13 protein-coding genes are annotated in these 15,844 nt (G+C 61.9%); 9 read left to right on the top strand and 4 right to left on the bottom strand.

Annotated features, from left to right (window positions below; all coding sequences use genetic code 11):
* Positions 1-18: 18 nt before the first annotated feature.
* Positions 19-669: an N-acetyltransferase gene (locus PSH81_RS16810; RefSeq protein ID WP_305391124.1), complete on the bottom strand. Its 651-nt coding sequence runs from the start codon at positions 667-669 to the stop codon at positions 19-21.
* 170 nt (positions 670-839) lie between these two features.
* On the opposite strand from PSH81_RS16810, the gene xthA reads away from it, so the two are divergent.
* Both xthA and PSH81_RS16820 read left to right on the top strand, forming a co-directional pair.
* Entirely contained in the window at positions 840-1,652 is an 813-nt protein-coding gene (gene xthA, locus PSH81_RS16815) for an exodeoxyribonuclease III (RefSeq protein ID WP_192296615.1), read from the top strand.
* 352 nt (positions 1,653-2,004) lie between these two features.
* Entirely contained in the window at positions 2,005-3,336 is a 1,332-nt protein-coding gene (locus PSH81_RS16820) for a substrate-binding domain-containing protein (protein WP_226456420.1), read from the top strand.
* A gap of 124 nt (positions 3,337-3,460) precedes the next feature.
* Here the strand turns inward: PSH81_RS16820 and PSH81_RS16825 are convergent, their stop codons facing one another.
* Entirely contained in the window at positions 3,461-4,690 is a 1,230-nt protein-coding gene (locus PSH81_RS16825) for an acyl-CoA dehydrogenase (protein ID WP_226456421.1), read from the bottom strand.
* Positions 4,691-4,841: 151 nt separating this feature from the next.
* Here PSH81_RS16825 and PSH81_RS16830 point away from each other — a divergent pair, with 151 nt between their 5' ends.
* From PSH81_RS16830 to PSH81_RS16840, 3 genes are all read left to right on the top strand, one after another.
* Positions 4,842-5,777, top strand: coding sequence for a LysR family transcriptional regulator (locus PSH81_RS16830; RefSeq protein ID WP_192296618.1), 936 nt, complete (start codon positions 4,842-4,844; stop codon positions 5,775-5,777).
* Positions 5,778-5,882: 105 nt separating this feature from the next.
* Positions 5,883-6,275, top strand: coding sequence for a MerR family DNA-binding transcriptional regulator (locus PSH81_RS16835; protein WP_017737716.1), 393 nt, complete (start codon positions 5,883-5,885; stop codon positions 6,273-6,275).
* 16 nt (positions 6,276-6,291) lie between these two features.
* A complete protein-coding gene (locus PSH81_RS16840) occupies positions 6,292-7,191 on the top strand; it encodes a hydroxymethylglutaryl-CoA lyase (protein ID WP_305391125.1) in 900 nt (299 codons plus the stop codon).
* A gap of 672 nt (positions 7,192-7,863) precedes the next feature.
* Here PSH81_RS16840 and PSH81_RS16845 read toward each other — a convergent pair.
* Positions 7,864-9,507 carry an AMP-binding protein gene (locus PSH81_RS16845; protein WP_305391126.1) on the bottom strand — a complete coding sequence of 548 codons (1,644 nt, stop codon included), beginning with the start codon at positions 9,505-9,507 and terminating at the stop codon, positions 7,864-7,866.
* Positions 9,508-9,659: 152 nt separating this feature from the next.
* Between PSH81_RS16845 and PSH81_RS16850 the strand changes: the two genes are divergently transcribed.
* From PSH81_RS16850 to PSH81_RS16865, 4 genes are read left to right on the top strand one after another with little or no spacing between them, the layout of a single operon-like run.
* The gene (locus PSH81_RS16850; RefSeq protein ID WP_226456424.1) at positions 9,660-10,823 is read left to right on the top strand and encodes an isovaleryl-CoA dehydrogenase; all 1,164 of its coding nucleotides are present in this window, start codon (positions 9,660-9,662) and stop codon (positions 10,821-10,823) included.
* A gap of 11 nt (positions 10,824-10,834) precedes the next feature.
* Positions 10,835-12,442 carry a carboxyl transferase domain-containing protein gene (locus tag PSH81_RS16855; protein ID WP_192296622.1) on the top strand — a complete coding sequence of 536 codons (1,608 nt, stop codon included), beginning with the start codon at positions 10,835-10,837 and terminating at the stop codon, positions 12,440-12,442.
* A gap of 14 nt (positions 12,443-12,456) precedes the next feature.
* The gene (locus PSH81_RS16860; RefSeq protein ID WP_305391127.1) at positions 12,457-13,263 is read left to right on the top strand and encodes a gamma-carboxygeranoyl-CoA hydratase; all 807 of its coding nucleotides are present in this window, start codon (positions 12,457-12,459) and stop codon (positions 13,261-13,263) included.
* Positions 13,260-15,185 (top strand): acetyl/propionyl/methylcrotonyl-CoA carboxylase subunit alpha, encoded by a 1,926-nt coding sequence (locus PSH81_RS16865; RefSeq protein WP_305391128.1) that lies wholly within the window; start codon positions 13,260-13,262, stop codon positions 15,183-15,185. Before PSH81_RS16860 ends, PSH81_RS16865 begins: the two co-directional genes overlap by 4 nt.
* Here PSH81_RS16865 and PSH81_RS16870 read toward each other — a convergent pair.
* Positions 15,182-15,817 carry a LexA family transcriptional regulator gene (locus tag PSH81_RS16870; RefSeq protein ID WP_305391129.1) on the bottom strand — a complete coding sequence of 212 codons (636 nt, stop codon included), beginning with the start codon at positions 15,815-15,817 and terminating at the stop codon, positions 15,182-15,184. The two genes, PSH81_RS16865 and PSH81_RS16870, sit on opposite strands and share 4 nt — an antisense overlap.
* Between the last annotated feature and the right edge of the window lie 27 nt (positions 15,818-15,844).

Raw genomic sequence — 15,844 nt, forward strand, 5'->3', positions numbered from 1 at the left:
AATCTGAAAAATTCTGCGCTAAGCCGTTGCAGCATGTAACGCCTGGGGATTGGGGTGGAAAAAAACATGTTCCAGCACAGGTCCTACGGCGACTTCACCAATCTCCTCATAGCCCTGGCGTTTATAGAACTCCAGATAGCGAGAATTCCCAGTGTCCAGCACCACACCGGATGAGTGCGGGTCTTCGGCGCACCAATTGTGCACCGCCTCCAGCAGTTGCTCGCCGTAGTGTTTGCCCTGGAATTGCGGGTGAATACCCAACAGCGGCAGCATATGCACCGCGTCGCCGGGCAGACAGGCCAGCACCGCGTGGTGGTAGTCGAGGTAACGCCGGGTGCCACGCACCCCGGTGCTCAGCCACATGCGGATCTGCCAGGCCCAGCTCTCGGTGATCCCCAGGCGGCGCTGCGGGGGGGCGATCAGCGCGATGCCGATCAGGCGGTCGTTGACGAACAGGCCGATGGCGGGAAGCTTCTGGAAAAAATGCTGCTTGACCAGTTCGCGCACGGTGGCGCGTACCCGCTGTTCATAACCGGGACGTTCGGCTTCGAAGATGTAGGCGAACGTCGGCTCATGCCGATAGGCCTGGTACAACAGGGAGCGGGCCTCGCGGGAATAGCCGCTGTTGAGCAGGCGAATTTCGGCGGTGGCAGTGGACGTGTCCGGCATACAGTTGATCTCCCTGGGCGCCATTGAAAAGGATGGCGTTCTTATGGGTACGAACCTACGCGACTCCAGTCGTTCCCAGACATTAGCAGTGCATCCATCCTACCGCCACGCTGGCCCCCGTCCGACTTGTCGGCTAGCATCGCCCTTTTGCCCAGACTGGACTGCCGACCATGAAAATCGTCTCCTTCAATATCAATGGGCTGCGCGCCCGCCCACATCAGTTGGCGGCGCTGATTGAAAAGCATCAACCGGATGTGATCGGCCTGCAGGAAACCAAGGTCCACGACGACCAGTTCCCCCTGGCCGAAGTGCAGGCTCTTGGCTATCACGTGTACTACCACGGCCAAAAAGGCCACTACGGCGTGGCCCTGCTTTCGCGCAAGCCGGCATTGAGCCTGCACAAAGGTTTCGCCAGTGATGAAGAAGACGCCCAGCGCCGTTTTATCTGGGGCACTTTCGCCGACGAGCACGGCACTCCGATCACCATCATGAACGGCTATTTCCCACAAGGTGAAAGCCGCGACCACCCGACCAAGTTCCCCGCCAAGCAGCGCTTCTATGAAGACTTGCAACAGCTGCTGGAAAGCCAGTTCAGCAATGACCAGCCGTTGGTGGTGATGGGCGACATCAACATCTCGCCGGAAGACATCGACATCGGCATCGGCCCGGACAACGCCAAGCGCTGGCTGAAAACCGGCAAGTGCAGCTTCCTGCCGGAAGAGCGTGAGTGGATGGCGCGCCTGAAGAACTGGGGCCTGGTGGACAGCTTCCGTCACCTGAACCCGGATGTGGCCGATCGTTTCAGCTGGTTCGACTACCGTAGCCGGGGGTTCGAGGATGAGCCCAAGCGCGGGCTGCGGATTGACGTGATCATGGCGTCCAATGGCTTGCTGTCACGGGTCAAGGATGCGGGGGTGGATTACGAATTGCGCGGGCTGGAAAAGCCGTCTGATCACGCACCGATCTGGCTTGAATTGAGCTGATCTCAGGTTGCACCCAGTCAACCCGTGGGAGCTGGCTGGTGTGGGAGATTCTATGGTGGAGGCAACATCTCCACCGACAGTCCCACCGCCTTCGCAGCCTCGCTAACTCCCACAGGGGATTGGCAATGCCTGGGCGATCTCCAGCCGAGCGCCTATTGAGCATCAACACCAATCAACTGTGGGAGCGGGCTTGCCCGCGAATGCGGTGGGTCCGTCAGTGCATATTGTTCTGACATTGCGCTTTCGCGGGCAAGCCCGCTCCCACATTTTTGCCCTGTGAACACCTGTCATATTTACGCAATCTTACTGACTTATTCTCGCGGCACTCCCTTTGGCCCAAGAAGGTGCCGGCATGCGGCTGCGCGCTCTGTTCCTGCTGACTCTGTTTCCCCTCCACGCGGTGTGCGCCGCCCTGCCCGTTCCCGATCAAGGCCCCGCTTTGCGCATCCAGGGCTCCAACACCATTGGCGCGGCACTGGGGCCGGCGTTGGTCAAGGGGTTGATGGAGCACCAGGGCTTGCAGGCGGTGCACAGCGAACCCGGCGACGGCGCCAATGAGCTGCGGGTACTGGGCAAGAATCGCCAAGGCAAAACCGTATTGATCGAGATCGCCGCCCACGGCTCCAGCACCGGGTTTGCCGCGCTGAAAAAATCCAGCGCCGACCTGGCCGCGTCATCCCGCCCGATCAAGGACGGCGAACTGGTCGAGCTCGAGCCCCTCGGCGACCTGAAAAGCCCCGACGCCGAGCAGGTCATCGCCATCGACGGCCTGGCCATCATCCTCAACCCACAGAACCCGTTGGCCAGCCTGAACACCGAGCAACTGGCGCAGATCTTCAACGGTGAAGTGACCACCTGGGAGGCCTTGGGCGGTGTCGGCGGCGCCATTCATTTATATGCGCGGGATGACCAGTCCGGCACCTACGACACCTTCAAGGAACTGGTGCTGCGCCTGCGCGGCAAACCGCTGGCGGCGTCGGCCAAACGCTTCGAGTCCAGTGAACAGCTGTCCGATGCCGTGAGTCAGGACCCCCAGGGTATCGGCTTTATCGGCCTGCCCTATGTGCGCCAGGCCAAGGCCGTGGCGATTGTCGATGGTGACTCGCAGTCGATGTTACCGCTCAACAGCCTGATCGCCACCGAGGACTACCCACTGTCGCGCCGACTGTTTTTCTATCTGCCGCCGTCCAGCCACAACCCGTGGGCCAAGGCGCTGGTCGACTTTAGCCAGAGCAGCAAGGGCCAGGCGATTGTCGCCGCCAACGGGTTTATCGCGCAGCGGGTGCAGGCGATGGCCGTGGAACCGCGCCCATCGATGCCTGAGGACTATCAACGTATCGCCCGTGAAGCCCAGCGCCTGACCGTGAACTTTCGTTTCGAAGAAGGCAGTGCCAGCCTGGACAACAAGGCACGCCAGGATTTGCAGCGAGTGGTGGCGTATCTCAAAGGCCACGACAAGCTCGACCGCCAAGTCACCCTGGTGGGCTTTGGCGATGCCAAGAATGACCCGCAGCGTGCGGCGCTGCTGTCGAAGTTGCGGGGCATGGCGGTGCGGCGCGAGCTGGTCAAGAGCGGCGTGGTGCTAAGGGATATTCGCGGGTTTGGCGCGCAGATGCCGGTGGCGGCGAATACGGCGGATGAGGGCCGGATCAAGAATCGGCGGGTGGAGGTTTGGGTGTACTGAACCCTGGTTTTGTGTTGTTAACACTGGCCTCTTCGCGAGCAAGCCCGCTCCCACATTTTGAATGTGTTCACAAATCAAAGTGTGGGAGCGGGCTTGCTCGCGAATGCAGGCGACTCGTTCCTACTTACTGCCCGCTGCGCATCAACTCCCGGGGCACATACTTGCCAATCTCGAACTTGCCAATCGCCGCCCGGTGCACTTCATCCGGCCCATCGGCCAGGCGCAGGGTGCGTTGCATGGCGTACATGTAGGCCAGCGGGAAGTCGTTGGACACCCCCGCACCGCCATGGATCTGGATCGCGCGGTCGATCACCTTCAACGCCACGTTCGGCGCCACCACCTTGATCTGGGCGATTTCGCTTTTCGCCACTTTGTTGCCCACGGTGTCCATCATGTACGCCGCCTTCAAGGTCAGCAGGCGTGCCATGTCGATCTCCATGCGTGAGTCGGCAATCTTGTCGATATTGCCGCCCAGGCGCGCCAATGGCTTGCCGAACGCGGTGCGGCTGACCGAGCGTTTGCACATCAATTCCAATGCGCGCTCGGCCATGCCAATGGAGCGCATGCAGTGGTGGATACGGCCTGGGCCAAGGCGGCCTTGGGCGATTTCGAAGCCGCGACCTTCGCCGAGCAGGACGTTTTCGTACGGAACCCGCACGTTGTCGAACAGCACTTCGGCGTGGCCGTGGGGCGCGTCGTCGTAGCCGAATACCGGCAGCGGGCGCACGATCTTCACGCCAGGGGTGTCCACCGGCACCAGGATCATCGAATGCTGCTGGTGGCGCGGTGCGTCGGGGTTGCTCAAGCCCATGAAGATCAGGATCTTGCAGCGCGGATCACAGGCGCCGGAGGTCCACCATTTCTTACCGTTGATCACCCATTGGTCGCCCTGGCGCTCGGCACGGGCGGCCATGTTGGTGGCGTCGGATGAGGCCACGTCCGGTTCGGTCATGGCGAAGGCCGAGCGGATCTCACCGCGCAGCAGGGGTTGCAGCCAGCGTTGTTTCTGCTCTTCGTTGGCGTAGCGCACCAGCACTTCCATGTTGCCGGTGTCGGGGGCGGAGCAGTTGAACGGCTCCGGGCCCAGCAGGGAGCGGCCCATGATTTCGGCCAATGGCGCGTATTCGAGGTTGGTCAGGCCGGCACCCAGCTCGGATTCCGGCAGGAACAGGTTCCACAGGCCTTCGGCTTTGGCCTTGGCTTTCAGCTCTTCCATGATCGCGGTGGGCTGCCAGCGGTCGCCTTCGCTGACCTGGCGTTCGAACACCGGCTCGGCGGGGTAAACGTATGCATCCATAAACGCAGTGACGCGTTCACGCAGTTCCTGAACCTTGGGCGAATAGGCGAAATCCATGAGCAGCTCCCTTCTCTGAGAGGTTGTTTAGGTCATGCAATCGATGCTAGAACAGCGTTGATAATTTACCTAGCCTATTCTCGGCGTGTATTAACATTCATCACCGATATATGATCGACGTATGACCACCTAACAATAAGAGCGCAACGAAATGAATCTGAGCAAGGTCGACCTCAACCTCTTTATCGTCTTCGACGCGATCTACACCGAAGCCAACCTGACCCGCGCCGGGCAGATCGTGGGCATCACCCAGCCAGCGGTGTCCAACGCCCTGGCGCGTCTGCGCGAGACCTTCAACGACCCGCTGTTCGTGCGCACCGCCCAGGGCATGGTGCCCACACCGATGGCTCAGAACATCATCGGCCCGGTGCGCAATGCGCTGTCGTTGTTGCGGGTGTCGGTGCAGGAAAGCCGCATCTTCAACCCGCAGCAAGCGGCCAAGACCTACCGCATCAGCATGACCGACCTCACCGAAGCGGTGATTTTGCCGCCGCTGTTCCAGCGCCTGCGCCGCCTGGCACCCACGGTGGTGATCGAGAGTTTCCTGTCCAAACGCCGCGAAACCACCAAGGAACTGGCTGCCGGGCGCCTGGATTTCGCCGTGGACGCGCCACTCAACACCGACCCCCAGGTGCGCCACGTCAAGCTGATGGAAGACCGCTACGTGTGCGCGATGCGCAAGGGCCACCCGCTGGCGGGCAAGGACAAGCTGACCCTGGATGATTACCTGGGGCTGACCCACATTCATATCTCCAGCCGCCGCAACGGTTTGGGCCATGTGGACCTGGCACTGGGCAAGATGGGCTTGCAACGCAAGATCGCCCTGCGTTCCCAGCATTATTTGATGGCGTCGCAGGTGTTGCAGCAGACCGACATGGTCATGACCGTGCCCGAACGCTTCGCTCGCCGTCATGAATTGCACTGGTTCAACCTGCCGGTGAACGACGTGCCGCCGGTGGAAACCCATCTTTACTGGCACGAAAGCACCGACCAGGACCCGGCGAACCGCTGGATGCGCGAGCAGATGATCGAGTTGTGCCAGCAAGTGACGGCGCACGAAAAGAAATTGGATGGCAAGCAGGCTTGAGTGGCTTTTTTGTGGCAAACGCTCTTGTTACGGATGGCGACCTGCTTGACGTTAACGTCAAGCAGCCATTAGCTTAGCGCCCAAGACTTCTTCCTGGGCACTGCCATGAGTACCACCTACAGCATCTCCGACCTCGCCCGCGAGCTCGACATCACCACCCGCGCCATTCGCTTCTATGAAGAACAAGGCCTGCTGGCCCCGGAACGCCGGGGCCAGGAGCGCATCTACTCGGCGCGGGACAAGGTCAGCCTCAAGCTGATCCTGCGTGGCAAGCGTATCGGTTTTTCCCTGGCCGAATGCCGCGAACTGATCGAACTCTACGACCCCACCAGCGGCAACCACATCCAGCTCAACAGCATGCTCAGCAAGATCGCCGAGCGCCGTGAGCAGTTGGAGCAGCAACTGCTGGACATCGAACAGATGAAACTGGAACTGGACACCGCCGAAGAGCGTTGCACCCAGGCCCTGGCCCACACCATGAGCCAGGTTGGCCATTGATCAGAAGGTAACTGCCATGTCCCTCCCCTCCCATGTGCGCCTGGTGGAAGTCGGCCCGCGCGACGGTTTGCAGAATGAAGCCCAGCCGATCAGCGTGGCCGACAAGGTCCAACTGGTGGACGCATTAAGCGCCGCAGGCTTGAGCTATATCGAAGTCGGCAGCTTTGTCTCGCCCAAATGGGTGCCGCAGATGGCCGGGTCGGCCGAGGTGTTCGCACAGATCCAGCGCAAGCCCGGCGTAACCTACGGCGCGCTCGCGCCGAACCTGCGTGGTTTTGATGATGCGCTGGCCGCGGGGGTGAAGGAAGTCGCAGTGTTCGCGGCGGCATCCGAGGCGTTTTCCCAGCGCAATATCAACTGTTCCATCAGCGAGAGCCTGGAACGTTTCGCGCCGATCATGGCCGCGGCCAAACAGCACGGCATCAGCGTGCGTGGTTATGTGTCGTGCGTGCTGGGCTGCCCTTACGAGGGCGAGATTGCGCCGGAGCAAGTCGCCGCGGTCGCACGGGAGTTGTATGCCATGGGCTGCTACGAGGTGTCCCTGGGCGACACCATCGGCACCGGCACAGCGGGGGCCACGCGGCGGTTGTTCGAGGTGGTCGGCGCGCAGGTGCCACGGGACAAGCTGGCCGGGCATTTCCATGACACCTATGGGCAGGCCATCGCGAACATCTACGCCAGCCTGCTGGAAGGGATCCATGTGTTCGACAGCTCTATCGCGGGCCTCGGTGGCTGCCCCTACGCCAAGGGCGCCAGTGGTAACGTCGCCACCGAAGATGTGCTGTACCTGCTCAACGGCCTGGGTATCGACACCGGTATCGACCTGCAGGCGTTGATTCGCGCGGGTGAGCAAATCAGCCACGTGCTGGGTCGGCCGACGGGGTCGCGAGTAGCCAAGGCGCGTAGGGCCAGTTGAGTAGCGTAGCCGTGACAATGTGTTACCGCACGACTACACATCGAGTAACACGGGAACATATTTTGTCGCATTAGCCGTAGGCTGTTGCCCACACAAAAACCAAGTAATTGATTTTAAAGGATTTTTAAAAGTTGGCACGGCTCCTGCTATCTCTATGGCATAACAAGAATAAAAAGCGCCAAACCTAATAAAAATAAGACGAAACGACTCTGACATAACAAAAACAACACGGCAGAGACGCAGCTAACAGATTTTTTTGGAGAAGATGTGCTTCGCAGGGAACGGCATCGCCGAAACCCGCGACCAGTAGAGAACAATAAAACTACCTTCAGGTAGCTACCCACTGGTTGGATCGCGTACGAAGAAGCAGATCAGCGCTCAAAAAAATACGTTTGCTCTTGACCCCGGATGGGGGTCGCCAAAAACAGCGGTAAAGGGTAACGGTTACCAAAAACAACAATAGACCGCCCCTCAATAATAAAAAAAGAGCACGTAACGACAAATTAAAGGGGACCTTTGGGTCCCCTTTGTGCTTTCTGCGATTCAGCGATTTGCCTGACACCGCGCTATTCAAAATGTGGGAGCGGGCTTGCCCGCGAAAGCGGCGGATCAGGCAACACACCTGTAACTGACAGACCGCTATCGCAGGCAAGCCAGCTCCCACATTGAGCCTCACTGTGACGGGGGCTGCATGCGCAACTCTTGCATCGAAATCTCGCGCATCCGGAATTTCTGGATCTTGCCCGTCACCGTCATCGGAAACTCATCCACGAATTTGAAATGCCTGGGCGTCTTGAAGTGCGCAATGCGGCCCTTGCACCAGGTTTGCAGCTCCAGCGCGTTGGCCACATGGCCGGGATGAAACTTGACCCAGGCGACGATCTCTTCACCGTATCGCTCGTCGGGAATGCCGATGACCTGCACGTCTGCCACCGCCGGATGGGTGAAGAAAAACTCCTCAAGCTCACGCGGGTACACGTTCTCTCCGCCACGAATGATCATGTCCTTGTTGCGCCCGGCGATGCACACGTAGCCGTGGGCGTCCATGCTTGCCAGGTCGCCGGTGTGCATCCAGCCAGCGTCGTCGATCGCTTCGCGGGTGGCGTCGGGATTGTGCCAGTAGCCGAGCATGACGCTGTAGCCACGGGTGCAGAGTTCGCCGATCTCACCGCGCGCAACCGTGTTGCCGTCGGCGTCGATGATCTTGCTTTCCAGTTGCGGCTGGGTGCGGCCAACCGTGGTCACGCGGCGCTCCAGGTCGTCATCCGCACCGGTTTGCAAAGACACCGGGCTGGTTTCAGTCATGCCGTAGGCTATCTGCACCTCGCTCATGTGCATCTCGCTGATCACCCGGCGCATCACTTCGATGGGGCAGGTGGCGCCGGCCATGATGCCGGTGCGCAGGGTGGACAGATCAAAGTCGCCAAGCTGCGGATGATCGAGCATGGCGATGAACATGGTGGGCACGCCATACAAGCCGGTGGCACGTTCTTCGGCGACGGCAGTCAGGGTCAACAGCGGGTCGAAGCCATCATTCGGGTAGATCATGGTGGTGCCATGGGTGATGCAGCCCAGGTTGCCCATGACCATGCCGAAACAGTGATACAGCGGCACAGGGATCACCAGGCGATCCTGCGCGGTCAGGCCCAGGCTTTCGCCGACCATGTAGCCATTATTGAGGATGTTGTGGTGACTGAGGGTGGCACCCTTGGGAAAGCCAGTGGTGCCGGAGGTGTACTGGATATTCACGGCCTGATCGAAGCGCAGGCTGGCCTGGCGGGAGTGCAACTGTTCGGGCGGGATACCTGCCCCGAGCGCCGCCAACTGCGACCACGGCAGGAATCCCGACGGCGGGCTGGGGTCGAGACTGATCATGCCACGCAGGTCCGGCTTCAAAGCCTGCAGCATCCCGTGGTAATCGGAGGTCTTGAACGCCCCGGCGCACACCAGCCACTGACAGCCGGATTGCTTGAGCACGTATTCCAACTCGCTACTGCGATAGGCCGGGTTGATGTTGACCAGGATCACGCCCAGCTTGGCGCTGGCGATCTGGCTGATGCACCACTCGGCGCAATTGGGCGCCCAGATCCCCAGGCGGTCGCCGGTTTGCATGCCCAGGGCGAGGAAGGCGCGGGCGTGCAGGTCAACGGTTTCAGCGAGTTGGCGCCAGGTGTAGCGACGTTGTTGATGGCGCACTACCAGGGCTTCGCCATCGGGAAACTGTGCAGCGGTTTGATCAAAGGCCTGGCCAATCGTCATGGCCAGCAAGGTCTTGTCCTGAGAACCGCGGCTGTAGCTCGGATTCGGTTGTTCCATAACGACCCCTATTGTCTTTTTTGTTAGGTTGACGTTTACGTAAGCTACGATTGACAGCGCCTTAACGCAAGCTTACGTTAACGTAAAGGTGAGCGCCCTCCTCCCGGCGTTGAACCCACATAAAAACAACGCTCACATTAAGGTGCCTGTCCATGAGTTACCCGTCCCTGAACTTCGCCCTCGGCGAAACCATCGACATGCTGCGCGACCAGGTGCAGTCCTTCGTCGCCAAGGAAATCGCCCCCCGCGCGGCACAAATCGACAGTGACAACCTGTTCCCCGCCGACCTGTGGCGCAAGTTCGGCGACATGGGCCTGCTTGGCATCACCGTCCCGGAAGAATACGGCGGCGCTGGCCTGGGCTATCTGGCCCACGTGGTGGCCATGGAAGAGATCAGCCGCGGCTCGGCGTCGGTGGCGTTGTCCTACGGCGCCCATTCCAACCTGTGTGTGAACCAGATCAACCGCAACGGCAATCACGCGCAGAAACTCAAGTACCTGCCCCAACTGATCAGCGGCGAACACGTTGGCGCCCTGGCCATGAGCGAACCGAACGCCGGCTCCGACGTGGTCTCGATGAAACTGCGCGCCGACAAGCGCGGCGACCACTATGTACTCAACGGCAGCAAGACCTGGATCACCAACGGCCCCGACGCCAACACCTACGTGATCTACGCCAAGACCGACCTGGAAAAGGGTCCCCACGGCATCACCGCATTTATCGTCGAGCGCGACTGGAAGGGTTTCAGCCGCAGCAACAAATTCGACAAGCTGGGCATGCGCGGCTCCAACACCTGCGAGCTGTTTTTCGATGACGTGGCGGTGCCCGAGGAAAACATCCTCGGCGTACTCAACGGCGGCGTGAAAGTGCTGATGAGCGGCCTGGACTACGAACGCGTGGTGCTGTCCGGCGGCCCCACCGGGATCATGCAAGCGTGCATGGACCTGATCGTGCCCTACATCCACGACCGCAAGCAGTTCGGCCAGAGCATCGGTGAATTCCAGCTGATCCAGGGCAAGGTCGCCGACATGTACACCCAACTCAATGCCAGCCGTGCCTACCTCTATGCCGTGGCCCAGGCCTGCGAGCGCGGCGAGACCACGCGCAAGGACGCCGCCGGCGTGATCCTCTACAGCGCCGAACGCGCCACGCAGATGGCCCTCGACGCGATCCAGATCCTGGGTGGCAACGGCTACATCAACGAATTCCCCGCCGGCCGCCTGCTGCGCGACGCCAAGCTGTACGAAATCGGCGCCGGCACCAGTGAGATCCGCCGGATGCTGATCGGCCGCGAACTGTTCAACGAAACCCGCTGAGGGAGCGCGCCATGGCCACCTTGCATACCCAGCTCAACCCGCGCTCGGCGGAATTTGCCGCCAATAACGCGGCGATGCGCCAGCAGGTCGATGCCCTGCACACCCTGCTCGCCCACGTCAGACAAGGCGGCGGCGCGCAAGCCCAGGAGCGGCACACCTCACGCGGCAAACTGCTGCCGCGCGAGCGCATCAACCGCCTGCTCGACCCAGGCTCGCCCTTCCTCGAACTCAGCCAACTCGCCGCCCATCAGGTGTATGGCGAGGACGTACCCGCCGCCGGCGTGATTGCCGGGATCGGCCGCGTGGAGGGCGTCGAATGCATGATCGTCGCCAACGATGCCACCGTGAAAGGCGGCTCCTACTACCCGCTCACGGTGAAAAAACACCTGCGCGCCCAAACCATCGCCGAGCAGAACCGCCTGCCGTGCATCTACCTGGTGGACTCCGGCGGCGCCAACCTGCCGCGTCAGGATGAAGTGTTCCCTGACCGCGAGCACTTCGGGCGGATCTTCTTCAACCAGGCCAACATGAGCGCCCAGGGCATCCCGCAGATCGCCGTGGTGATGGGCTCTTGCACCGCCGGCGGCGCGTATGTGCCGGCCATGGCAGACGAAGCGATCATGGTGCGCCAGCAAGCCACTATCTTTCTCGCCGGCCCTCCCTTGGTAAAGGCCGCCACGGGTGAAGTGGTGAGTGCCGAAGACCTCGGCGGCGCCGATGTGCACTGCAAGATTTCCGGGGTGGCCGACCACTACGCCGACAACGACGAACACGCCCTTGCGCTGGCCCGGCGCAGCGTGGCCAACCTCAACTGGCGCAAACAGGGCGAGTTGCTGCAACGCACGCCCGTAGCGCCGTTGTACAGCGGCGAGGAGCTGTATGGCGTGATCCCCGCCGATGCCAAACAGCCGTTCGACGTGCGCGAAGTGATCGCACGGCTGGTGGATGGCTCGGTGTTCGATGAGTTCAAGGCGCTGTTCGGCACCACCCTGGTGTGCGGCTTTGCGCACCTGCACGGCTACCCGATAGCGATCCTGGCGAACAACGGCATCCTGTTCGCCGAAGCCGCGCAAAAAGGCGCGCACTTTATCGAGCTGGCCTGCCAGCGCGGCATTCCGCTGCTGTTTTTGCAGAACATCACCGGTTTCATGGTTGGCCAGAAATACGAAGCCGGCGGCATCGCCAAGCACGGCGCCAAGCTGGTCACGGCGGTGGCCTGCGCCAAGGTGCCGAAGTTCACGGTAATCATCGGCGGCAGCTTTGGTGCAGGTAACTACGGCATGTGCGGCCGCGCGTATGACCCACGGTTCTTGTGGATGTGGCCGAACGCCCGCATTGGCGTGATGGGCGCTGAACAGGCCGCCGGGGTGCTGGTGCAGGTCAAGCGCGAGCAGGCCGAACGGGCCGGTAACGCCTTCAGTGCCGAGGAAGAACGAGCGATCAAGCAGCCGATCCTCGACCAGTATGAAACCCAGGGCCACCCCTACTATTCCAGCGCACGCCTGTGGGACGACGGTGTCATCGACCCGTTGCAAACCCGCGACGTGCTGGCCCTGGCCCTCTCTGCTGCGTTGAACGCCCCCATCGAGCCGAGCCGCTTCGGCGTGTTCCGCATGTAAATGGAGCTGTACCCATGAGCGATTTCAATACCCTCGAACTGATCACCGACAGCCGTGGTTTCGCCACGCTGTGGCTCAGTCGTGAAGCCAAGAACAACGCGTTCAACGCCGAGATGATCCGCGAACTGATCATTGCCCTCGACCGGGTACAGGGCGATCCAACCCTGCGCTTCCTGGTGTTGCGCGGGCGCGGCAGGCATTTCAGCGCAGGCGCCGACCTGGCCTGGATGCAGCAGTCAGCCGAACTGGATTACCACACCAACCTGGACGACGCCCGCGAACTGGCGGAGCTGATGTACAACCTGGCCAAGCTGAAGATCCCGACCCTGGCGGTGGTGCAAGGCGCGGCCTACGGCGGCGCGCTGGGCTTGATCAGTTGCTGCGACATGGCGATTGGCGCCGATGATGCGCAGTTCTGCCTGTCGGAAGTGCGCATCGGTCTGGCCCCCGCGGTGATCAGCCCATTCGTGGTCCAGGCCATCGGCGAACGTGCGGCACGGCGCTACGCCCTCACGGCCGAACGCTTTGGCGGCCAGCGCGCGCGGGAAATCGGCCTGCTGGCGGACAGTTATCCGGTTGCCGACCTCGACCTGCATGTCGAACTGTGGATCACCAATCTGTTGCAAAACAGCCCGGCGGCAATGCGCGCCAGCAAGGATTTGCTGCGTGAAGTGGGCAACGGCGCCCTCACCCCGGCGTTGCGGCGCTATTGCGAAAATGCCATCGCACGGATTCGCGTGAGTGCCGAGGGCCAGGAAGGCTTGCGTGCCTTCCTGCAAAAACGTCCGCCCAGCTGGCAAGCACAGGAGCCGCGCCCATGAGTCCATTGACCACCGTACTAGTGGCCAATCGCGGTGAAATTGCCTGCCGCGTCATGCGTACCGCCAAGGCCATGGGTCTGACCACCGTGGCCGTGCACAGCGCCACCGACCGCGATGCGCGGCATAGTCGCGAGGCGGATATTCGGGTCGACCTGGGCGGCAGCAAGGCCACCGAGAGTTACCTGCAGATCGACAAACTGATCGCCGCCGCCCAGGCCAGCGGCGCCCAGGCGATTCATCCGGGCTATGGCTTCTTGTCGGAAAACGCCGCATTTGCCCGTGCGATTGAGGCCGCAGGCCTGATCTTTCTCGGCCCGCCCGCCTCGGCCATTGATGCGATGGGTAGCAAATCCGCCGCCAAGGCGCTGATGGAAACCGCCGGCGTGCCGCTGGTGCCGGGCTATCACGGCGCCGCCCAGGACCTGGAGACCTTCCGCGACGCGTGCGAGCGCATCGGCTACCCGGTATTGCTCAAGGCCACTGCCGGCGGTGGCGGCAAGGGCATGAAAGTGGTCGAGGACGTCAGCGGGCTCGCCGACGCCCTCGCCTCCGCACAGCGGGAGGCCTTGTCGTCGTTCGGCAATGGGCAGATGTTGGTCGAGAAATACCTGCTCAAGCCACGCCATGTGGAGATCCAGGTGTTTGCCGATCAGCATGGGCATTGCCTGTACCTCAACGAGCGCGACTGCTCGATCCAGCGACGCCATCAAAAGGTCGTCGAGGAAGCCCCGGCGCCGGGCCTGAGTGTTGAACAGCGCAAGGCCATGGGCGAAGCGGCGGTGTGTGCGGCCCAGGCCATCGGTTACGTTGGGGCTGGCACCGTGGAGTTTCTGCTGGATGCACGCGGCGAGTTCTTCTTCATGGAGATGAACACGCGCCTGCAAGTGGAACATCCGGTGACCGAAGCGATCACCGGCCTCGATCTGGTGGCCTGGCAGATTCGCGTCGCCCAGGGCGAGGCGCTGCCCATCACCCAGGAACAGGTGCCGCTGATCGGGCATGCCATTGAAGTGCGGCTGTATGCCGAAGACCCGGCCAATGATTTCCTGCCGGCCACCGGCCACCTGGCGCTGTACCGCGAATCCGCACCAGGCCCTGGGCGCCGGGTAGACAGCGGCGTCGCCCAAGGCGACAGCGTGTCGCCGTTCTACGATCCGATGCTCGGCAAGCTGATTGCCTGGGGCGAAGACCGTGAACAGGCGCGCCTGCGCTTGTTGAGCATGCTCGATGAATTTGCCGTCGGCGGGCTCAAGACCAACCTGGGCTTTTTGCGACGCATCATCGAACATCCGGCGTTTGCCGCGGCGCAGTTGGATACCGGGTTTATCCCGCGTTATCAGGATGCACTGCTACCGGAGCCAGGCGAGTTGAGCGATGTATTCTGGCAGGCGGCCGGCGCGGCCTTCATGCAGAGCCTGCCCAAGGCTGATGGGCCGTGGGCCGACACTCGCGGCTTTCGTGCCGGGCTGCCAGCCGAGGTCTCCCTGCATTTGAGCTGCAATGGCCAGGATCGGCTGGTGACACTGTCGACAGACGCGCCGCAGTTAAGCGGCGAACAGTTGCTGATCGAACACCAGGGCGTGCGTCGCGCCCATCTGGCCGTACGCAGCGCCGACACCCTGTACCTGCGCTGGGACGGCCAGATGCATGCGGTCAGCCTGTTTGACCCGATTGCGGCGGTCGAAGCCGGTCAGTCGCACCAGGGCGGCCTCACGGCGCCGATGAACGGAAGTATCGTGCGGGTGCTGGTCGAGGTTGGCCAAACCGTCGAGGCTGGCACGCAATTGGTGGTGCTGGAGGCGATGAAGATGGAACACAGCATCCGCGCGCCCCAGGCCGGGGTGATCAAGGCACTGTTCTGCGAAGAAGGCGAAATGGTTGCTGAAGGTTGCGCGCTGGTGGAGCTCGCCACGGCGGACTAAAACTTCACCGTGGCCTGCACCACCACGCCCAGGATGCGGCAATCCGCGCTGAACAGCTGCTTGGGATAGGTGGGATTGAGCGGCACCAGGTACAACTGGCCGCTCTCTTGCACCAACTGGCGGAAGGTGGCCTGGGGGCTGTCGGCCCATTGTGCGACCACCAGCTTGCCCGGTTCGGGGGTGATGGCCGGGTCCACCAGGATCAGCATGCCCGCGCTGATGCTCAAGCCGCTGGGCGCGGTCATGGCATCGCCCGTGACCGGCAGCCAGAAGGCGGCGCCCCGGGCGTGGTAATCCGTCGGTTCGAAGCGTGGCGCGGCATAGGTCCCGCGCTCCTCGCGCACTTCACACAGGCCTTTCCAATCGCTGACCGGGTAGCGGAAATACGGGTTGTACTTGCCGGTCGCCGCCGGTGCTTCAGCGCTGCGTTCGCGAATGTGCAGCGTCACCTCCAGGTCACCCAGGCCCAGCTCGGCCAGCACCCGATTCATATCTGCCACGCGCGGCGTGCGACGCTTCGTCAACCAGTGGCCGACGCCCCCCTGGCTCATGCCCAGGCGCTTGGCCAGTTCGGTTTGGGAGACCTTGGCGTCTTCCATGTTGGCTTTGACCAACGCTATCCATTTATCCATGGGGCCTGAGCATACGGCAGGCATATT

The organism is Pseudomonas sp. FP2335 (assembly GCF_030687535.1).
Lineage (GTDB): Bacteria > Pseudomonadota > Gammaproteobacteria > Pseudomonadales > Pseudomonadaceae > Aquipseudomonas.